19 protein-coding genes and 1 pseudogene are annotated in these 19,403 nt (G+C 43.4%); 8 read left to right on the top strand and 12 right to left on the bottom strand.

Annotation, left to right across the window (positions count from 1 at the left end):
* Window positions 1-182 precede the first annotated feature (182 nt).
* Window positions 183-770, top strand: coding sequence for a 1-acyl-sn-glycerol-3-phosphate acyltransferase (locus C8322_RS08670; protein ID WP_004810777.1), 588 nt, complete (start codon window positions 183-185; stop codon window positions 768-770).
* Between the two features lie 67 nt (window positions 771-837).
* Here C8322_RS08670 and C8322_RS08665 read toward each other — a convergent pair whose 3' ends face one another.
* The 3 genes and pseudogenes from C8322_RS08665 to C8322_RS08655 form a co-directional block, all read right to left on the bottom strand.
* Window positions 838-1,158 carry a hypothetical protein gene (locus tag C8322_RS08665; protein WP_004810776.1) on the bottom strand — a complete coding sequence of 107 codons (321 nt, stop codon included), beginning with the start codon at window positions 1,156-1,158 and terminating at the stop codon, window positions 838-840.
* A gap of 152 nt (window positions 1,159-1,310) precedes the next feature.
* Window positions 1,311-2,072 (bottom strand): 3-oxoacyl-ACP reductase, encoded by a 762-nt coding sequence (locus C8322_RS08660; RefSeq protein ID WP_004810773.1) that lies wholly within the window; start codon window positions 2,070-2,072, stop codon window positions 1,311-1,313.
* Window positions 2,073-2,164: 92 nt separating this feature from the next.
* Window positions 2,165-2,901: pseudogene (locus C8322_RS08655) on the bottom strand (sulfite exporter TauE/SafE family protein).
* A 246-nt stretch (window positions 2,902-3,147) separates the two neighbouring features.
* Between C8322_RS08655 and C8322_RS08650 the strand changes: the two are divergent.
* Window positions 3,148-3,351 (top strand): hypothetical protein, encoded by a 204-nt coding sequence (locus C8322_RS08650; RefSeq protein WP_004810769.1) that lies wholly within the window; start codon window positions 3,148-3,150, stop codon window positions 3,349-3,351.
* A gap of 85 nt (window positions 3,352-3,436) precedes the next feature.
* Here the strand turns inward: C8322_RS08650 and rsmD are convergent, their stop codons facing one another.
* The gene (rsmD, locus tag C8322_RS08645; protein WP_004810767.1) at window positions 3,437-3,988 is read right to left on the bottom strand and encodes a 16S rRNA (guanine(966)-N(2))-methyltransferase RsmD; all 552 of its coding nucleotides are present in this window, start codon (window positions 3,986-3,988) and stop codon (window positions 3,437-3,439) included.
* A gap of 3 nt (window positions 3,989-3,991) precedes the next feature.
* A complete protein-coding gene (mrdA, locus tag C8322_RS08640) occupies window positions 3,992-6,040 on the bottom strand; it encodes a penicillin-binding protein 2 (RefSeq protein WP_048882311.1) in 2,049 nt (682 codons plus the stop codon).
* Window positions 6,041-6,280: 240 nt separating this feature from the next.
* Between mrdA and C8322_RS08635 the strand changes: the two genes are divergently transcribed.
* From C8322_RS08635 to C8322_RS08620, 4 genes are all read left to right on the top strand, one after another.
* Window positions 6,281-6,799 carry a hypothetical protein gene (locus C8322_RS08635; protein ID WP_004810763.1) on the top strand — a complete coding sequence of 173 codons (519 nt, stop codon included), beginning with the start codon at window positions 6,281-6,283 and terminating at the stop codon, window positions 6,797-6,799.
* A 66-nt stretch (window positions 6,800-6,865) separates the two neighbouring features.
* A complete protein-coding gene (locus C8322_RS08630) occupies window positions 6,866-8,182 on the top strand; it encodes a membrane protein (RefSeq protein ID WP_004810761.1) in 1,317 nt (438 codons plus the stop codon).
* Between the two features lie 84 nt (window positions 8,183-8,266).
* The gene (gene adk / locus C8322_RS08625; RefSeq protein ID WP_004810758.1) at window positions 8,267-8,926 is read left to right on the top strand and encodes an adenylate kinase; all 660 of its coding nucleotides are present in this window, start codon (window positions 8,267-8,269) and stop codon (window positions 8,924-8,926) included.
* A gap of 86 nt (window positions 8,927-9,012) precedes the next feature.
* Window positions 9,013-9,225 carry a hypothetical protein gene (locus C8322_RS08620; protein ID WP_004810756.1) on the top strand — a complete coding sequence of 71 codons (213 nt, stop codon included), beginning with the start codon at window positions 9,013-9,015 and terminating at the stop codon, window positions 9,223-9,225.
* A 65-nt stretch (window positions 9,226-9,290) separates the two neighbouring features.
* Here the strand turns inward: C8322_RS08620 and nth are convergent, their stop codons facing one another.
* Together nth and C8322_RS08610 are read right to left on the bottom strand one after the other, a co-directional pair.
* A complete protein-coding gene (gene nth, locus C8322_RS08615) occupies window positions 9,291-9,995 on the bottom strand; it encodes an endonuclease III (protein WP_004810755.1) in 705 nt (234 codons plus the stop codon).
* Window positions 9,996-9,999: 4 nt separating this feature from the next.
* Window positions 10,000-10,791, bottom strand: a complete 792-nt coding sequence (locus tag C8322_RS08610; RefSeq protein WP_004810753.1) for an RnfABCDGE type electron transport complex subunit B — start codon at window positions 10,789-10,791, stop codon at window positions 10,000-10,002.
* Between the two features lie 347 nt (window positions 10,792-11,138).
* Between C8322_RS08610 and gdhA the strand changes: the two genes are divergently transcribed.
* Window positions 11,139-12,482: an NADP-specific glutamate dehydrogenase gene (gdhA, locus tag C8322_RS08605; RefSeq protein WP_004810752.1), complete on the top strand. Its 1,344-nt coding sequence runs from the start codon at window positions 11,139-11,141 to the stop codon at window positions 12,480-12,482.
* A gap of 72 nt (window positions 12,483-12,554) precedes the next feature.
* On the opposite strand, the gene C8322_RS08600 is transcribed toward gdhA, so the two are convergent.
* From C8322_RS08600 to rlmH, 3 genes are all read right to left on the bottom strand, one after another.
* Window positions 12,555-13,325 (bottom strand): META and DUF4377 domain-containing protein, encoded by a 771-nt coding sequence (locus C8322_RS08600; RefSeq protein WP_034424213.1) that lies wholly within the window; start codon window positions 13,323-13,325, stop codon window positions 12,555-12,557.
* A gap of 185 nt (window positions 13,326-13,510) precedes the next feature.
* A complete protein-coding gene (locus C8322_RS08595) occupies window positions 13,511-14,287 on the bottom strand; it encodes a dioxygenase (RefSeq protein ID WP_008301951.1) in 777 nt (258 codons plus the stop codon).
* A 113-nt stretch (window positions 14,288-14,400) separates the two neighbouring features.
* Complete coding sequence (gene rlmH / locus C8322_RS08590) at window positions 14,401-14,883, bottom strand: 23S rRNA (pseudouridine(1915)-N(3))-methyltransferase RlmH (protein WP_017401572.1); 483 nt, start codon at window positions 14,881-14,883, stop codon at window positions 14,401-14,403.
* 154 nt (window positions 14,884-15,037) lie between these two features.
* On the opposite strand from rlmH, the gene C8322_RS08585 reads away from it, so the two are divergent.
* Window positions 15,038-15,982, top strand: a complete 945-nt coding sequence (locus C8322_RS08585) for a M28 family peptidase (protein ID WP_008301956.1) — start codon at window positions 15,038-15,040, stop codon at window positions 15,980-15,982.
* A 61-nt stretch (window positions 15,983-16,043) separates the two neighbouring features.
* Here C8322_RS08585 and lon read toward each other — a convergent pair whose 3' ends face one another.
* Both lon and C8322_RS08575 read right to left on the bottom strand, forming a co-directional pair.
* On the bottom strand, window positions 16,044-18,470 hold the full coding sequence (gene lon, locus C8322_RS08580; RefSeq protein WP_048882314.1) for an endopeptidase La: 2,427 nt from the start codon (window positions 18,468-18,470) through the stop codon (window positions 16,044-16,046).
* A gap of 142 nt (window positions 18,471-18,612) precedes the next feature.
* Entirely contained in the window at window positions 18,613-19,203 is a 591-nt protein-coding gene (locus C8322_RS08575) for a 5-formyltetrahydrofolate cyclo-ligase (RefSeq protein ID WP_048882315.1), read from the bottom strand.
* Between the last annotated feature and the right edge of the window lie 200 nt (window positions 19,204-19,403).

The following is a 19,403-nucleotide window of genomic DNA, read 5'->3' as shown; positions in this document are numbered from 1 at the left end:
GGGTGGTTTATAATTGTCCACCTGAGTCTAGGGAAGCCAATGATTAAGGAATATCCCAATATTGGGAGGTTAATTGTATAAAAAGTGCATCAAATAATGTATTTACAATCGATTACAAAGCGAATTAAACTCTAATATTGGTACACTATCACATAATTTTTTATTTATTTTGCGATTGAACTGTGTTTAAGAATTTAGCTGAAAAAGCACTTAAATTGATGGGCTGGGAAACAGACAATCACTGGCCTGAAAACCTGAGCCAATGTGTCATGATTGCCGCACCGCATACCAGTAATTGGGATGCATTATATGCACGGCTAGCGCTGAAGGCATTAGGTGTCAATGTACGTCTTACCATTAAAGACAGCTACATGCAGTTCCCATTGGGTCCTTTTGTACGTGCGATGGGGGGAATCGGAATTGATCGCCGTCCCAAGCAGGCAGGTGAGCCGCGTCCAAGTATGGTTCAGGTGATGACAGACCTGTTTAAGCAGCATCCTGAACTGGTCATGTTGGTTACACCTGAAGGAACACGTGCCCGTCAGGAGCAATGGAAAACCGGTTTTTATTATGTTGCGGTAAATGCTGGCGTCCCGATTGCACTGGCTTATATGGATTATGAACAAAAGAAGGCGGGTGTAGGAAAAATCATTCATCCCACAGGGGATTTTGAGGAAGATATGGCTGAGATCATGGATTTCTATGCAGGCATCCAGGCCAAATTTCCTAAAGAATTTAGTGTAGATCAGCGATATTACAAAGCGAGTTAAAATGAAAAAACAGGAGAATACTCCTGTTTTTTTAGCATTAAGATTTTATTTCATATTGCCTTAAAGATCAGAATGCTTCTTTGGCTGGAATGCCCCCCAGATTTTGACAGGCCGATTTGTATAGTTCATATTGCTGATTCACGATTTCAGAGAGCGAGATTTCAAAAGATTCCTCGCCATTTTTATACTGTTCTATATAAGCCTCTGCTTTGCTTTTTGAGCTATACAGAGAATGCTCATAATATTGAGTCACACTATTATGCTGCATTTGTGAAGGTTCAATACCCTTACAATGGAAGAGTTTTAAAATGTGTTCGGCTTTTTGGGCATCATGTGACATACAAGCTGTCAGTAGCAGAGTCAGGCTCAATACTGCTAAGGCTTTCATAGGGAGAAGTCAAACGGTTTTGAAAGGTTTCGATATTTTAAAAGGTATTTCGAGTTTCAAAACCGTTTTTTTTGAACAGTTGGTTAAAAATATGAGGCATCGTACAATCGGATTCAGTATTGAACGATTCTATGATCATGTATTAAGGTTGATTAACCTTTGACTAAGCCTCCATCTACAATCAGGTTTTGCCCCGTGACAGCGCGTGAATAAGGAGACAAGAACATCAAGATTGCCGACGCGAATTCTTCAGGGGTAATGACACGGCGTAATGGCGTTGACTGAGCAATCAGATCAAACACAAAATCAGGTGTGGCTTTGCTGGCATCTGTGGTTTGTAATAGGCCGCCTGAAAGCATATTTACATTAATTCCATATTGACCAAGATCCTGCGCAGTAGTACGGGTAAATGCCAGTAGCGCGGCTTTAGCAGTCGTATAGTCATGATAAGGCACCACCGGATTTTGAACCAGATTGGTACCGATATTCACAATCCGGCCAAAATGTGCCTGTTTCATATCTTCTAGCGCCGCCTGAGTCGTATTGAGGCAAGCCTGAACAGCACCACTGAATTGATGCGACATCATCTCCCAAGACAAATCTTCTACCTTGGGACGATTATCACCATTAAATTCAAACTGTACCAAGGCATTGTTCACAACCGAATGAATGCCTTCACCAAAATGTGCTTTGCTTGCGGTAAACAGGGCTTTGACCTGATCTACTTGAGTAACGTCTGCCTGATAGGTAAATACCTGATCGGGATACTGCTTCTGTAAAGCTTCAGCCTGCGTTTTACTACTAAGATAGTTCACCACTATACGTGCACCTTCTTCAATCAGAAGCTGGCTAATTGCCAGGCCAAGTCCACGTGCACCGCCAGTCACAAGTACAATTTGATCACGAATTTGCATAGCTCATTTCTACAGAAAAATCATTCAAGTTACCTTAGCAGTAAACTGGCTGAAAGCAAAGTAGGACAAGGCTTTGGCCTTTTTGGAACAGTTTAATGGATCAACTCTTTAAGCAGCAGGAAACATCCTGAACTGAAGAGTAGTCCAAGAACAATTTGCTTAAAGTGCAGTTCTGAAATGTGATGGAATAATCGTGTACCCAAAATAGCAGGAATACTGACTGCAAGAATCAGTAAAGCCATATAGGGCAAGTGACTCTGATTTAAATTGCCCTGATATAGATAGGCTGCCAAGGTAAACATCTGAATGGCGAAATTAAAATGACGTAAAATATAGCGCTGCTGATCTTTGGGGAGCTGTTTGAGCATTAACCAGGCAGAAGGTACGGAACCACAAAATCCCCCCAAGCCACCTAAAATGCCACCTACCAAACCGATACTGGCATCTGCAGCTTTGCCTGAATGTCGAATTAGTCGGATCTGAGGATTCAACAACATGAGTGGACACCAGATAACGAGGAACATACCCAGTAAGATACGGAAAGTATGTGCCTCAATGATATTCAGTAACCAGGTGCCGAGCGGGACGCCGATCAGTCCGGCAATTAAATACGGTAAGTAAAGTGCTTTATACAAATGAACATGCTTTTTTTCATTCGATAATGAAATGACATGGCTCCAAATCGAAGCAAACACAAGGAGGGGGCAGCAACTTGAGGACTGAGTACCCATACCCAAAATGACATGGCAATTAAAGCGAAGGCAAAACCGGTAAGACCTTGTACAAATCCTGCGATCATTGCGCCTAAAATAAATAACAGCCAAGTCATTCTGATCAGTCAGTAAATAAAGCCAGCAGTATTCAAAAGATTGCTGAAAAAGCCAAGCTAATATTTAGCTGTATTTGTGCACAGCTTAGTCGAATTTCAGATAAATAATTTATTTGAAGATAGTTGAATTGTTTTGATGGTGAATAAAAAGCAAACAAATCGGTACAGGAGAGCAACAATGGCTGCGTGCACTCTCCATGAAATCGCCTGATACTGGCAGAGTGCAGGAAGGAAGAGGTGATGAAAATGAAAAAAATGATATTACTGTCATCTGTGCTGGCAGTGGCTTTAACCGGTTGTATGGTCGATCCTTGGGATGATGATTATCGTGGCCATCGAGACCGTAATGGACATTATGACCGTAACCATGGTGACCGGGACTGGAAAGATAGAGATCATCGTGACTGGAAACGTGATCGGGAAGACCGTGACTGGCGTGATCGCCGTTAAGAGATCAGCTATTTATAACTTACATTTCACAAAAAAGGATTCCATACAGGAATCCTTTTTTAATATTTATTGTGCAAATATTCATTTACTTTTTCTGATATAAGCCTGCACGTACTGTCCCAGCTTTGGTATTTTTAATCAGTTGCCAAGAAGAGGGGAGCTGCAAAGTATTTAAATCCCGATCTGCTTCGACATAAATCAGGCCTTCAGGCTTGATTAGCGGATCAGCAAGTTCAGCCAGAGAAGTCCATAAGTCCAAGCTGTAAGGCGGGTCTAAAAAGACCAGATCAAATTGATCTTTCAAAGTTTGCAAAGCCTGTTGCGCCGTGGTTACTTTCAGTTGTGCACGTGCTTTGGTGACTTGAAGCAGCTCCAGATTCTGGTTCAGAAATTGTGCCTGAGTACGATCCGGTTCAATCATCACCACGCTAGTCGCACCGCGGGAAAGTGCTTCAAAGGACAAAGCACCAGAACCGGCACAGATATCCAGCACCTTGGCATTCTGTACATCCCACATCAGCCAGTTAAACAGGGTTTCACGGACACGGTCTGGGGTGGGACGTAAACCGTCAATACTGGCAAAGGCTAGCTGACGGCGTTTCCAGTCACCACCAATAATTCGTAGCTGATTTTTCATATATTAATCTCCTTCTACAGCTGGTGCAGAGTTTGCAGATGAGCTCGAACGAGATGTATTCGATGTTGCGTTTGAGGAAGTTTGTGGTGCATCCGTGCTGTTAGGTGTTGCCGCAGCATCAGGGCTAAGCATACTTGCACCACTTGGTAGCTCGCCAGGTTTAATACCGGCGGTCATCAGTCCCCCACTTAATTGATGATTGAGTGGGCGTACCGGATTCTTATTTTTATGCAGTAACCAGTAATCAAAAATAGGACGAGCGAGTGCAGTGGCGGCACTACCGCCGCGGCCATTCTCCAGAATGACTGCAATGGCAATTTCAGGTTTTTCTGCAGGAGCAAAACCGACAAACAGACCATGGTCAAGCTGGCGATCAGTTAGCAGGGCTTCATTGTAACGTTTACCCTGGGCAATACTTTTTACCTGTGCTGTGCCGGTTTTACCGGCAATACTATATTGCAGGCCGCCTTTAATACCGCGACCCGTACCCGACTGAATAACATCAACCATGGCGTCGCGCATTTTGAACCAGTCTTCTTCTTTACCATTAAAATCGATCTTGCCATGGGTACCATTATGGACTTTAAATGCTTTGGCGCCACGGCTTTCGCGCAGGACATGCGGTACGACTTTATTGCCATGGTTGGCAGTAATTGCTGTTGCCATCGCTAGCTGTAATGGTGTTGCTGTAAAGGCACCCTGACCAATACTCACAGAAATCGTTTCACCACGTGACCATTTAGATTTGCGGGTACGCATTTTCCATTCAGGACTTGGGTACAGACCAGAGCTTTCACTTGGTAAATCTACCCCCGTTTTTTCACCAAAACCAAACTGACGCATCCAGCCATTCATCTGTTCAATACCCATACGATAGGACATGACATAGAAATAGGTATCGCAGGAAACCACCTGGGCTTTATGCAGATTTACAGTACCATGACCAGTTTTCTTGTGGTCGCGGAAACGGTGACTATCACCCGGCAAAGTGAAATAACCTGGATCGGAAATCGCTGTATCCCAATCGACCAGGCCATAATGAAGGCCACCCAGGCCAAACATCGGTTTAATGGTCGAACCTGGAGGATAAGTTCCTTGCACCGCCCGGTTATACAACGGCTGATCAAGGTTATCACGTAAGTAAGAATAATCTTTGGTGCTGATTCCGGTTACAAACAGGTTCGGGTTGAAACTTGGGCTAGAAACCAGTGCTAAAATTTCCCCTGTACCTGGATCCATGGCAACAATAGCGCCACGACGTCCCGCCAGTTGCTCGGAAGCAACCATTTGCAGGCCATAATCTAAAGATAAAAACAGGTCATTCCCGCGTACTGGATCCTTACGTCCAAGATGACGCAGCACATTACCATGTGCATCTGCTTCGACTGATTCATTTCCTGGAACACCGTGGAGTAGCTCCTCATAGGATTTTTCGACCCCGATTTTCCCGATCAGGTTGGTACCCGCGTAAAGGTCCTTATCAATACTTTTTAATTCTTTGTCATTAATACGACCCACGTAACCAATCACATGTGCAAACAATTCACCATGTGGATAGTAACGGGTCATCTGGGTATCAATTTTTACCCCTGGGAACAGGTGCTTAATTTCACTAAAGCGGGCAATATCGGTTTCGGTCAGATTCAGTTTGATAGAAACACGTTCTGTTTTTTTTGCGGTTTTAATCCGGCTATTAAAACGCTCGATATCTTCTTCGTTCAGTTCCAGAATCGGGATCAGGCGCTTAATCGTATCATCAATATCCTCAACATCGGCACGACTTAAGGTCGCGGTAAATACCGGATAGTTATCTGCCAAAAGGACGCCGTTACGGTCATAGATATAGCCACGTGCAGGCGCAAGTGGTTGCAGGCGGATACGGTTCTGGTCAGAAGCCGTGTTGAACTCATCGAAGCTGACAATCTGCAAATAGGCATAGCGGCTGATCAGTAGCAGCATGCAGATGATGACCAAGCCAATCGAGAAAAACACACGATTGCGATAAATGCGTTTTTCTTGCTGTACATTTTTTAATGGAAAATGCTGCTTCATACGAGATCGACTTAGACCTGAACACGGATAGGAATGAAAGTGCGTTATTCTAACCCAACTGACCTGGTTTGGATATTGAAATACGAGTGGGTTGCCCATCTGCTAAACGTTGACTTTGCAGACATTAAAATTGTCTGTAGTTGTATACAACTGTGTTGATAATTCTGCTAAAGTCCAAATTGAATAAAAAAAGGACGATACCTTAAAACTATAATGAATCAAGGATATTGGTGAAAAAGAATGAATAAATTATACCCTTTGCTGGCATTTGCTTTCATCGCAAATACGGCTTATGCAGATGATTCTACGTATAGATCTGAAGCAAAACTGAGCGATAGTCAGGCAAGTACCTGGAATGTGGGGGCAGGATTTACCCGGAATATGATTCATCTGAATACTGAGTGGGTGAATCCGTATGGAATCACATATGTCAAAGGTGGTGTTTTTCTGGACGATGACAAGCCATTTGGTGCACAAGTTGGCTTTCGGTACCCGGCACACCTCACAGGAAAAGATAAAAATGGGTATTATGTCGGAGCTTATGCCGGACATATCCAGAGTAAGAAAGTAGATGGAGAATATGAAGCACGTCTGGGGGGCGGGGTAGATTTATCCTATGTCATGCTGAGTTCAGAACGGATCAGTACCTTCAGTGTCGGAATCGGTGCTGGTGAGGAAATGAAAAGCCGAAGTGGACATGTTGTGGCCGAAATCGAACCTCAACTACAATTCTCCTATACTTTAAGTATCGGTTTATAGAGAAAATATTCGACTTGATAAGAAAATTGTATTCTGTGAACAAAGAATTAAATATGGAAGTTATACATGCTTGAGTACGTTAACGAGTTGTGGCAAGCCTTTCTGATGCGTCCAGATTTCTGGGCTGTGCTCAGTATCATTCCTGTCACTGCATTCGTTACCTGGGCACACGTATGGATGGCCCTGAAAATGGTGTTCTATCCAATCACGTTCTGGGGATTCCATATTGGTCCATTGCCTGTCGGCTGGCAGGGCATTGTGCCACGCAAAGCAGGAAGAATTTCAGGAATTATCACAGACAATACCTTGTCTAAACTGGGATCGATCCAGGAATTTCTACAGGCGATGGACCCGGATGATATGGCACGCATCATCGGTGAACAGGTCGGTTTTGAACTTGAACATCTGATTGATGAGGTCATGATCGACCGTAATGCAGTTTTATGGGAAAACTTGCCGTATTCCATCAAGCGCCGTATTTATTCTCAGGCACACAAGCAGTTGCCGGATGTGTTGCGCGAATTAGTGACTGAGCTGACCATGAACGTCGAGTCACTTGTGGATATGCGTGACATGGTGGTCAGTCAAATGGAGGGTGACCGCCGTCTGATGGTACGCATGTTCCTGAAGGTTGGACAGAAAGAAATTAACTTTATCTGGCATATCAGTGCTTTAATTGGTATGTTCTTTGGTCTGTTCCAGATGATCGTATGGTTCGTGGTGCCTTGGCACTGGACCGTACCATTCTGGGCAGCAATTTGGGGGTTCCTGACCAACTGGATCGCCATCTGGATGGTCTTCAATCCGATAGAACCACACTATGTGAAATACCCGCAGTTCTTCACCCGCACGCAGAGCCGTAAGTTTCCATGGATCAAACCGGTTATTCCACGTATTGGCACCTATAACATACAAGGTGCTTTTATGAAACGTCAGGAAGAAGTCTCTGACGTCTTCGCAAGTGTAGTGACAGAAGATCTGATTACGTTAAAATCGATCATGACAGAAATGATGTATGGTGGTAAGAAAGAAAAAACCCGCCGGATCGTCAAGCGTCACATTAACGAAATTATGGAAACTCCATTGGTTCGCACCTCTTTACAGCTATCCTTGGGGCCAAGAGAGTATGCAAAACTCAAGACAGACTTGATCGATCGCTCAATTGAAATTACGATGGTGCCTGTATGCGACCCTGCGTTTAATGCGAGCCGTGCACAGAAAATCTATCAAATGTTTAGAGACCGCATACGCGAGTTAACACCGAAGGAGTTTCAGAATCTTTTACGACCTGCGTTTCAGGAAGATGAGTGGATTCTGATTGTATTGGGTGGGGTAACCGGTTTTGTCGCGGGTTTAATCCATTTGTTTGTGGCTTTCTTATAACGAGACGCTGAAATGCTGGATACCTTTGGGGATGTCCAGACATTTGGTGTCCTATACATTGTTAAAAAATGAGGATGTTTATATATGCGCATTATCTTACTCGGACCACCTGGAGCAGGTAAAGGTACACAAGCTCAGTTGATCTGTAAGCGCTACAATATCCCACAAATTTCAACCGGTGATATGCTCCGTGCTGCAATTCGTGAAGGAACTGAATTAGGTTTAAAAGCTAAAAGCGTCATGGACAATGGCGGTTTGGTTTCTGATGAGTTGATCATCGGTCTGGTTAAAGAACGTATTGCACAGCCTGACTGTGTAAATGGCTGCATCTTTGATGGCTTCCCGCGTACTATTCCACAAGCTGAAGCGCTTGAAAACGAAGGCATCAACATCGATCACGTGATTGAAATTGATGTACCGGACGAAGAAATCGTGCAACGTCTTTCTGGCCGCCGTCAGCACCCGGCTTCTGGTCGTGTTTACCACATTGTTTACAACCCACCAAAAGTGGAAGGTAAAGATGATGAAACTGGTGAAGATCTGGTTCAACGTCCTGATGACCAGGAAGAAACCATTCGTAAACGTTTAGGTTCTTACCATACTGAAACTGAACAGCTGGTCGGCTTCTACCAAGGCCGTGCTGCATCAGGTGAAAATGCACCAACTTATGACAAATTGAACGGTCTACGTCCAATTGAACAAGTTCAAGCGGATCTGTTCGCAATTCTGGATCAGTCAAAATAATCATTTCACGATAATTTTGACATTCAGGGAGCCCTAAGTCATATTAGGGCTCTTTTTATTTCTGCGTCTTTAAAGGAATTGCGACTGTGAAAATTGGTTTGTTATTGCTCATGGTGGTGTTCTTGGTTGTTCTAGCAGGCCTTCTGGTCATGAGCTACCGAATGCTAAAAAAAGTGCAGAAACAGGAAAAAATCGAAAATAGAGGCAAAACCCCAGAGCGACAATTGCACCCGAAATTACAGGCTGAATTAGAGCAGCGCAAGAAAATGCAGCAGCAGTTAGAGGAAAAGCAAAAATAAGCATTCTTATCTGCTGAACGAGACAAAAAAAGCTGAACCAGAGTTCAGCTTTTTTATTTAAGGGATCAGTCAATATTTTTAACTGCAATTGGTTTGAGTGCGCCAAAGTCGAAACGGTCCGGCCAGTTACAGACATCAGCGACCACACATTCATGACATTTTGGTTTGCGTGCAATACAGCAATAACGCCCATGCAAAATTAGCCAATGATGCGAATCAATAATAAATTCTTTGGGAATCACCTTAACCAATCGATGTTCAACCTCAAGCACATTTTTACCCACAGCCAAGCCAGTCCGGTTACCCACCCGGAAAATATGGGTATCGACTGCCATTGTCGGTTGGCCAAAGGCAGTATTCAGTACCACATTTGCAGTTTTACGACCTACGCCCGGTAAAGCTTCCAGATCAGCACGATTATCCGGTACCACGCTGTTATGTTTCTTGATCAGCATCTCACAGGCTTTAATCACGTTTTCTGCCTTGGAGTTATAAAGCCCGATGGTTTTGATATATTCCTTCAGCCCATCCACGCCAAGGGCATAAATCGCTTCTGGCGTATTTGCAACAGGAAATAGCTTGTCAGTCGCCTTGTTGACGCTGACATCAGTTGCTTGTGCCGAGAGTGTCACTGCGACCAGTAATTCGAAAGGATTAGAATAATTCAGTTCAGTTTTTGGATTCGGACGTTGTTCACGTAAGCGTTCAAAAAAAGTCTGAATCTGTTTTCTGGTCATGTTCTTTACAGGTTTGCCGCTCATGCTTGTCATTATCTTATCCCTGTAAATCCTGTAATTGCTGCATTAGTTCGGCAAGCTGAGTGCGTTTACCTGTATCTTCGCGGACAGACAGCTGTTTCTCAAGTTTCTTGATCTGGGTACGCAGTTTGGCCAGCTTAATCGTAGTTTTGGCGTCTTGAATCAATCCATCCTCATTTGGCTTTTCCACCACTTCAATCACGGGTACATTTTGACTTTGTGCAGAGAACTCGGCAAATAGTTCGGTATTGATTTCAGCACGTACCACAGGACCTTTACGGTCAATGCGGCGTTTTTCCTCACGTTGGATATGTGCATAGTAACGTTGGCGCAGATCATTCTGTTCTTGCACATGCTGTTCATCTGACATGAGTGGATGGGTATCTTCCACCAGATCAATACAGTCGACCGGGCAGGGGGGAATACACAGTTCGCAGCCAGTACACAAATCTGTCAGTACCGTATGCATCAGTTTTCCTGAGCCAATAATGGCATCGACCGGGCAGGCACTAATGCATTTGGTACAGCCAATGCATTCATCTTCACGAATCACTGCCTTCATGCGCTGAGGACGCCCATCAGCCTGAATGGGCCAGACACTTGGCTCAGCCCTAAGTTTAGGACGATTTAACAATCTGGCGAGGGCATCTGCCACTGGCTGTCCACCGGGTACACATTTGTTGGCTTCTTCTCCCTCAGCAATGGACTGGGCGTAGGGTAGGCAGCCATCACGATGACCACACAAACCGCATTGGGTCTGTGGCAATAACGCATCAATGGATTGGATGAGGGAAATCTGCGAATTCATGATATTTCAAAGCCGCTCACAGTGAGCATTTCAGGAGGTGAAACAAAATATGTCAGAATTACAAATTTTAGCATATTTTGATCAGCTTGTTTGTGCACAATTAAGGTAACCAATATGCATTATTATCATGCATAAATAAGAATTTAGACTTTGATTCCACTGATATTTTGCTATCTAAAAATTTAATTCATAATAAATATAAATAACTGTTATAAAATTAATTTTCATATTTTTTCAAAAAAACTATTGTGGATTGGTTACAAAAGATATTTAATATTTTGCGCCAAAATTTAACATCGATTGTAAATTTGACCAATTTTGATCCATTTTCTGCTGAGGATTAAGCGTTGAAATACAACACACTTAATGAGTTCCTAGATTACGTTAAAACACGTGATGCACATCAACCAGAATTTCTTCAAGCTGTAGAAGAAGTGATGACAAGCTTGTGGCCGTTCATTCAAAAGAACCCACAATATGCAGCTCACGGTTTACTAGAACGTCTAGTTGAACCAGAGCGTGCGATCCAGTTCCGCGTTTCTTGGGTAGATGACCAAGGTCAAACTCAAGTAAACCGTGCGTTCCGCGTACAGTACAACTCAGCGATTGGTCCATTTAAAGGTGGTATGCGTTTCCACCCATCTGTGAACCTTTCAATTCTGAAATTCCTGGGCTTTGAACAAACGTTTAAAAATGCTTTGACTACTTTGCCTATGGGCGGTGGTAAAGGTGGTTCTGACTTTGATCCTAAAGGCAAGTCAGAAGGCGAAATCATGCGTTTCTGCCAAGCGTTAATTATCGAGCTTTACCGTCACCTTGGTTCTAATACTGATATTCCTGCGGGTGACATTGGTGTAGGCGGCCGTGAAGTAGGTTATATGGCGGGTATGATGAAGAAGCTCAGCAATGACACTTCATGCGTATTCACTGGTAAAGGCTTGTCTTTCGGTGGTTCATTGGCTCGTCCTGAAGCAACTGGTTACGGTACTGTGTATTTCGCTGAGGAAATGCTGAAAACTCGTGGCGATAGCTTCAAAGATAAAGTCGTGACCATTTCTGGTTCGGGTAACGTTGCGCAGTACGCTGCTGAAAAAGCAATGTTCTTAGGTGCTAAGGTCGTTTCTCTATCTGACTCTGCGGGAACTGTTTATGTTAAAGACGGTTTCACTGATGAACTTCTTGCTGAAGTGATGGAACTGAAAAACGTTAAACGTGGCCGTATTTCTGAATTCGCGTCCAAACACGGTTTTGAGTACCTTGAAGGTCAACGTCCTTGGGGTATTAAGTGTGATATCGCGCTTCCATGTGCAACTCAAAACGAATTAGATGCTGATGATGCTGCTAAACTTCTTGCAAACGGTGCAATCTGTGTTGCTGAAGGTGCAAACATGCCATCTACTCTAGGTGCTGTAGAGAAATTCGTTGAAGCGAAAATCCTTTACGCTCCAGGTAAAGCATCGAATGCAGGTGGTGTGGCAACTTCTGGTCTTGAAATGTCTCAAAATGCATTGCGTCTTGGCTGGACTTTCGAAGAAGTTGATGAACGTCTTCATGCAATCATGAAAGAAATTCACCGTAACTGTGTGAAATTCGGTACTAAAGAAGACGGTACTGTGAACTATGTTGACGGTGCAAACATTGCGGGCTTCGTAAAAGTTGCTGATGCAATGCTTGCTCAAGGCGTATTCTAAGTCTGACTTAGTTTAAGCTTTAAAAAAACCGAGGCCATCGCCTCGGTTTTTTGTCTTTGTTATAAAAATATTTTATAGCGAGCCTTTTACTGCTTCACGCTCGACGGCCATATCAAATATATAAGCATATTTAGACTGATCTGCTGCCGGATTCTTGATTTCAAAGCGTTTTACGCGAATTACCTGACGCTCATTTGGCGTATGCTGGAAGCCTTCGATTTGGTCATAGAACAGGTTCCAATCTTTATCGACCTGAGTTTTTAAGCCCTGCTCATTGTATTTGACTTCGCGCACCTGAAGGCAGGTTTGCTGTGCTACACCGGTACAAGCTTTGGTTTCAGGAGAAATTTCCAGGAAAATGATATCAGCCTGACCATTATAACGGGCTTCTGGCGTCATCTTCCCTGTGAAGACGTAAGCCTTTCCGTTTACGGTCAGAGTCAAAACCGGATTTTGAGCATCACTGGTATTTAAGCTAAATGGAATACGGGCATCATTAAAAATTTCACCTGCCAGCTTTTCCTGTTGCATGGCATTGGTATCACACGCTTTCATGGTTGAGATTAGGGTGCCAGTTTCCAGCTGACCCTCAGAGATTTTCCAGCTACCACCCAAGCTATTGCAGCTGGTAGTGACACTAAAACGATTCTCATCATGGAAGCTCAGTACCATATGTTCTTTTGCACCAGTATCAATGTGCCATTCATAAGCACTCAAAGTATTGGCGGCATTTTGTTGCTGTAATACGGACACGGCAAGATCTCCTACTTTTTGGACATCATTGGACTGACAAGCTGCAAGGGTTAAAGGGAATAATGCAATAATTAAGTATTTTAATTTCATTGATGGAATAGTCATGAAGCAAATAAATCAGACTTAAGCTTAAACGATTCATTTTTAAAAGATATGGATACATTCTGAAGCTTTAGGTAGCAAAATGTATCCATGAAAATTGAATGATGAGTAAAATAAGACAGGAAGATTTTTCTTAGGCCTAAGAAAAAAGGCTCAGATAGAGCCTTTAAATCCTAATCAAAACGATAGATATCCATACCCAGTGAACCCATGCTAAAGCTGCTATGCACCAGACTAAAACGGGTACCAGTTCCCATTGCAAAGAAAATCGGTGCAAAGTGTTCCAGGGTCGGGTGATTACGTTCCAGGTAAGGAATACTTGGCCAATCCAATACTGCTTCATAGTCACTATGAGCGAGTTTGCTTACCACATAATTGCGGAAGGTCGAGGCCCATTCTGGAACAATATTGGATAGTCCAGTACGATCCAGCTCTCGCAGGTTATGCGTGATACTGCCTGAACCAATCAATAGGACCTGCTGCTCACGCAGGTGTGCCAGCGTTTGACCAATTTTATAAATGTCATGTGCAGTCATGTTGATGGGCAGGGAAATTTCTATCACCGGAATATCTGCATCCGGATACATATGTAGCAGTGGCATCCACACGCCATGATCACGCGGGCGTGAATTATTGGCATAGGCGCTAAAGCCAGCTTCAGACAGGAAGCCGAGAATCTGTTCAGCCAGTTCTGGTTGACCCGGCGCAGGATAACGTAGTTGATACAGTTGAGGCGGGAAGCCACGGAAATCATGCCAGGTTTCTGGACGAATACCGGTATTTACTTCCAGTGCATTACTTTCCCAGTGGGCAGACATTACAATGATTGCCTCTGGACGTGGCAAATTGACATTTAAACGCTCCAGTGCCGGACCTACCTGTTCGGGATTCAGGGCAAGCATTGGAGAGCCATGGGAGATAAACAGGCCGGGAAGCGTTTGTAAGTTCATAGTTCAAGCCACATCTGGAAGATGTCTTCAATAATGCATGAAAGCAAGCGAAGTAAGGAGGGGAGATTGTTCAACAATTCGTTGCGGAAATAGAACAATAGCCAATTCTCACCTTAACCCGCACGGTGATAAGGGTGATTATGATTAATGCTCATGGCACGGTACAACTGTTCAATCAGCATGACACGAACCAGAGGATGCGGCAAGGTCAGTTTGGATAGTGACCAGTGCCATGCAGCTGCCTTACGTACCGCTTCAGAGTGACCATCCGGCCCACCAATGGCTAAAGCCACATCATTACCTTCCAGCATCCAGCCTTTCATGGTTTCAGCCAGTTTTTCGGTACTGAATTCACGGCCGCCGACTTCAAGTGCAATCAGGGTTTCATTTGGCTTTAATGCATTCAGGATACTATCGCCTTCGATATTACGATATTTCAGGATGTCGGCTTCTGAATCATTCTTGCCACGTTTCGCCATCGGTAATTCAATGATTTGTGTTTGAACAAATGGCTGTATGCGCTTGAAATAATCTTCAAAACCAGTGAGCACCCAAGCTGGCATTTTTTGACCAATGGTCAGAATACGGATTTTCATACAGACATCGTGTAGTTCAGAAGTGCTCATTATAACGATGAAACAACATGAAGTTGAGTATAGAAACAAATTGAAATTGAATTAGAAAAAGCACTGCTGCATAAATATCCAGAGTTCAAGTTTCTGCTTGATCATGTCATGGAAATAATAACAAATGCGGATTGTAGCCATTTTAAGAAAAAGTTATCTGGGTTTGCTGATCAGTCTGTCTTTAATCTTCCCGAGTTGGGCCTGGGCCAATCCAGCCAACGCTCAAGTCAAAAATCTCGAGCTTTACTTTAGCCAGATCCTGAATGTGGATGAATTTAGAAATCACAAGAATACGGCTGAACTGAACCGGGTATCCGGTTGGTTGAAAGAGCAGATGCGACGCTTTGGTATTCCGTGCCAGTTTCAAAGCTATATTGTGAATAGTCAGGGCTATCGCAATCTGGTTTGTCAGCTCAATGTAAAAGCCAAAGATAAAATCGTCATTGGTGCTCACTATGATGTTTTTGCCAATCATCTCGGTGCGAATAATAATGCTTCTGGCGTCGTAGGAGTGGTGGAAGCTGCACGATTGTTGGCCCTGCAAAAAAATAAACTGAAAAATAATATCGAGTTTGTTTTCTATGGTCTGGAAGAACCGCCGTATCTCAACACAGAGCATATGGGCAGTGCGATCCATGCCAAGGCATTGAGAAAGCAAAAGCAGAAAATACGTGGCGTCTTTGTACTGGACTCTATTGGTTACTATGATGAAAATCTGGTACAGAGCTATCCGACAACTCTAAAATGGTTTTATCCTCGGCATGCCAATTATATTGCCAGTATTGGACATCTAAGTTCAGTAGGACTTACAGGAAGATTTTGCGAAGCTATGCAGACGCGTCAGCGTTTAGAGTGTGAACGTTTTATTATTCCTACTTTTATGCAGGGACTGGATTATTCGGGCTATCTCAGTTATGCCAAGCAGAATTTTCCAACTGTACTGATCAGTGACACAGCTCATTACCGTTATCCTTATTACAACACTGAGCAGGACACTCTAGATAAACTGGATCTGAAAAAAATGACTTATGTGGTAGACGGATTGATGCAAACCGTTCTAAATCCATAAAATTTAGGTAGAGATAATAAAAAAAACCTGCCGGAGCAGGTTTTTTTTATGAGCAGATCACTTAGTGACGTGCGGCTTTAGATTCATCAGTCGCTTTTACAATTGGGGTTTTTACCAATGCTTTCGGCATAGAGGTAAGTGCCAATGGTAAAATCTCATCGATTGATTTCACGGCTTTGATTTCCAGACCTTCTTTCACATTTTCAGGAATTTCAGCCAAGTCACGTACGTTGTCTTGCGGAATGAATACCAGCTTGATCCCACCACGGTGAGCAGCAAGCAGTTTTTCCTTCAGACCACCGATACGCATCGCACGACCACGTAAGCTGGTTTCACCGGTCATCGCGATATCAGGACGAATCGTAATACCTGTGAATGCAGACACGAGAGCAGTGGTTAGTGCCAGACCAGCAGATGGACCGTCTTTCGGTGTCGCACCTTCAGGTAAATGTACGTGTACATCGGTTTCTTCAAAGCGGGAAGCTTCGATACCCAATTCAGCTGCACGCGTACGTACTACGGTCATCGCGGCGGTAATCGATTCTTTCATCACATCACCGAGAGAACCGGTAGTAATGAATTTACCTTTACCCGGAACCGCTGCTACTTCAATTGTCAGTAACTCACCACCAACCGAAGTCCAAGCCAGACCATTTACGCGACCCACTTCTGGTTCTTCTTCAGCCATGCCGAAATCGAATTTGTGAGGACCCAGGTACTCTGGCAAGTTGTTCGAATTCACTTCAAGCTGAAGATTTTTCGCTTTCTTGCTCACCGCTTCTTTAACTACCTTACGGGCAATTTTAGAAACTTCACGTTCCAGGCTACGCACACCAGCTTCGCGGGTATAACGCTGTACGATGTCGCGAATCGCCTCTTCATGAATGGTCAATTCTTTGCTGCGTAAACCATTGTTCTTGATTGCTTTCGGAACAAGATAGCGTTCAGCAATATTGACTTTTTCATCTTCGGTATAACCCGGTAGACGAATCACTTCCATACGGTCAAGCAAAGCTTCCGGAATATTCATGCTGTTCGCAGTACAGATGAACATCACTTCAGACAGATCCAGATCCAGATCCAGGTAATGATCGTTGAACTTACTGTTTTGTGATGGATCTAGTACTTCAAGCAGTGCAGAAGCAGGGTCACCACGGTAGTCCTGAGCCATCTTGTCGATTTCATCAAGCAAGAACAGTGGGTTTTTTACACCAACTTTGGTTAAAGACTGCACAATTTTACCTGGCATCGCACCGATATAAGTACGACGGTGACCACGGATCTCAGCTTCATCACGTACACCACCTAGGGCCATACGCACGAATTCACGACCAGTTGCTTTGGCAACAGATTCACCCAGAGAGGTTTTACCTACACCCGGAGGACCTACTAGACATAGAATCGGGCCACGCAGTTTTTTCACACGTGACTGAACTGCCAGATATTCCACAATACGATCTTTGACATCATCCAGACCATAATGATCAGCATCCAGAATTTCCTGAGCCTTGTTCAGGTTAATGCTGACTTTGCTCGCTTTGTTCCAAGGTGTATCTAGGATCACTTCAAGATAGTTGCGAACAACCGCAGCTTCACTTGATGCAGGTTGCATGGCTTTCAGCTTGCGGAACTCAGCTTCCGCTTTTTTACGTACGTGCTCAGGCAGGTCTGCTTCAGCCAGACGTTTTTCAATCTCAGCGACATCATCTTCTGCACCACCATTCAGGTCAGAAAGTTCGCGTTGAATCACCTTCATTTTTTCATTCAGGAAATATTCACGCTGATTCTTTTCCATTTGGCGTTTGACTGAATCATGCAGGGTTTGCTCAATCTGCTGTTCTTCAGACTGTTGCAGTAAATAAGTCATTAGTTCAGCCAGATGCGCTTCAAACTCATCGTGCTCAAGGAATTTTTGCTTGATTTCGATGTTCAGCGGCACTCGAGTTGCCACGAAGAACAATAACTGAAGCAAGTCTTCAATTTTATTTGCAGCTGCAATCAGTTCACGTGCATTACGTAACTTCGCTTCTGCATACTGGGCAAATAACGCACGCAGTTCCTCTACACGGGTATCCTGAGTGTCATTGTCCATCTTGACAGTGATCGGACTAAGCTCATGTTCAGCAGTCAGATAATCAGTGTCATCAATGATTTTAGTTAATTTGGCACGATAAAGGCCTTCGATGAGTACCTTGATACAGTTTTCATCATTTTCATGATTCACAACCTGCACAATCTTCGCGACAGTACCGTATTGATATAAGTTGTCGTGATCAATTTCTTCTGTAAGCGAATCTTTTTGCGCAACCACAAATACCAGATTGTCACTGTTACGAGCCACATCAACTGCATTGATCGATTTTTCACGACCGACAAATAGCGCGATTTGCATGTGTGGATATACCACTACATCACGTAACGCTAAAAGTGGTAATACACTTGGAACCTGAGGCTCAAAGCTTTCTTCATTCATAATAATTTCAGACATGGGCACTCCTAATGAGTGACAACGATGTTGCCATGTATTTTATAGTGATGGGTATTTTTAAAATTACAAGGGTCGTTCAGATGAAATTGTATAATTATTGACTAATTATTTGATTTAAAAGTAACTTAGTCAATGAATTGATTTACAAACGCTTAAAATGTAGCAAGCGTGTAGGAGTTAAAAGTGCATCTACAGGCTGATCCCATTTTTCCCGGGGTAATGATGTTTCTACAAGCTGTAAATCATGTGCCAAACCAAGACGATAGGGTTTCTTATACGCTGTCGCCAAGGTACGGTCATAATACCCACCACCCATTCCGATCCGGGTACCTCGATAGTCACAGATCAATAACGGCATAATTAATAAATCAAGTTTTGATACATGCAAACCACGACTTTGCATAGGTTCACGCATGCCTAAACGATGATGGAAAAAACGCTTGTTTCGGTATAGGTGTTTGTTAATCCGTACCCATTCTAATCGCTGATTCATGTTACAGATCACTGGCAAATAGACTTTTTTATCGACAGAGAAACAATATTCAATAATTTGCTGAGTGCGAATTTCACCAAAAGCATCTAAGTAAAGACCGACATGCTGTGAGTGAATAAATTGAGGATTTGATCTAAGCAGATTTAGCACTTGCTGGGCAGATTTTTTTTGTTCAAATCGGGAAATGCGACGACGGGCTTGGCGGATTTTTTTTCGAAGTTCCTGAACGGTCGTATACATAAATTATCTGAACTTTAGATGGTGCTGAGCATAAGTCTAAGGCAGGAAAAGCAAAAAGTAAAAAAGAAGACCTAAAGAAGATAAATTTTGAGTAAAAGCAGGTGATGACTAAGAATTTACACAGCTATTCAGATATTGAAAAATATTTTATTAGGGCGTGTCCTCATTTGGCTTTACACCAAATAAACATGCAAGCAATG

This window comes from Acinetobacter sp. SM1B, assembly GCF_003289665.1.
Lineage (GTDB): Bacteria > Pseudomonadota > Gammaproteobacteria > Pseudomonadales > Moraxellaceae > Acinetobacter > Acinetobacter schindleri.
Note: the sequence above shows the minus strand (reverse complement) of the source record. Positions and strands in the feature narration are given on the sequence as shown.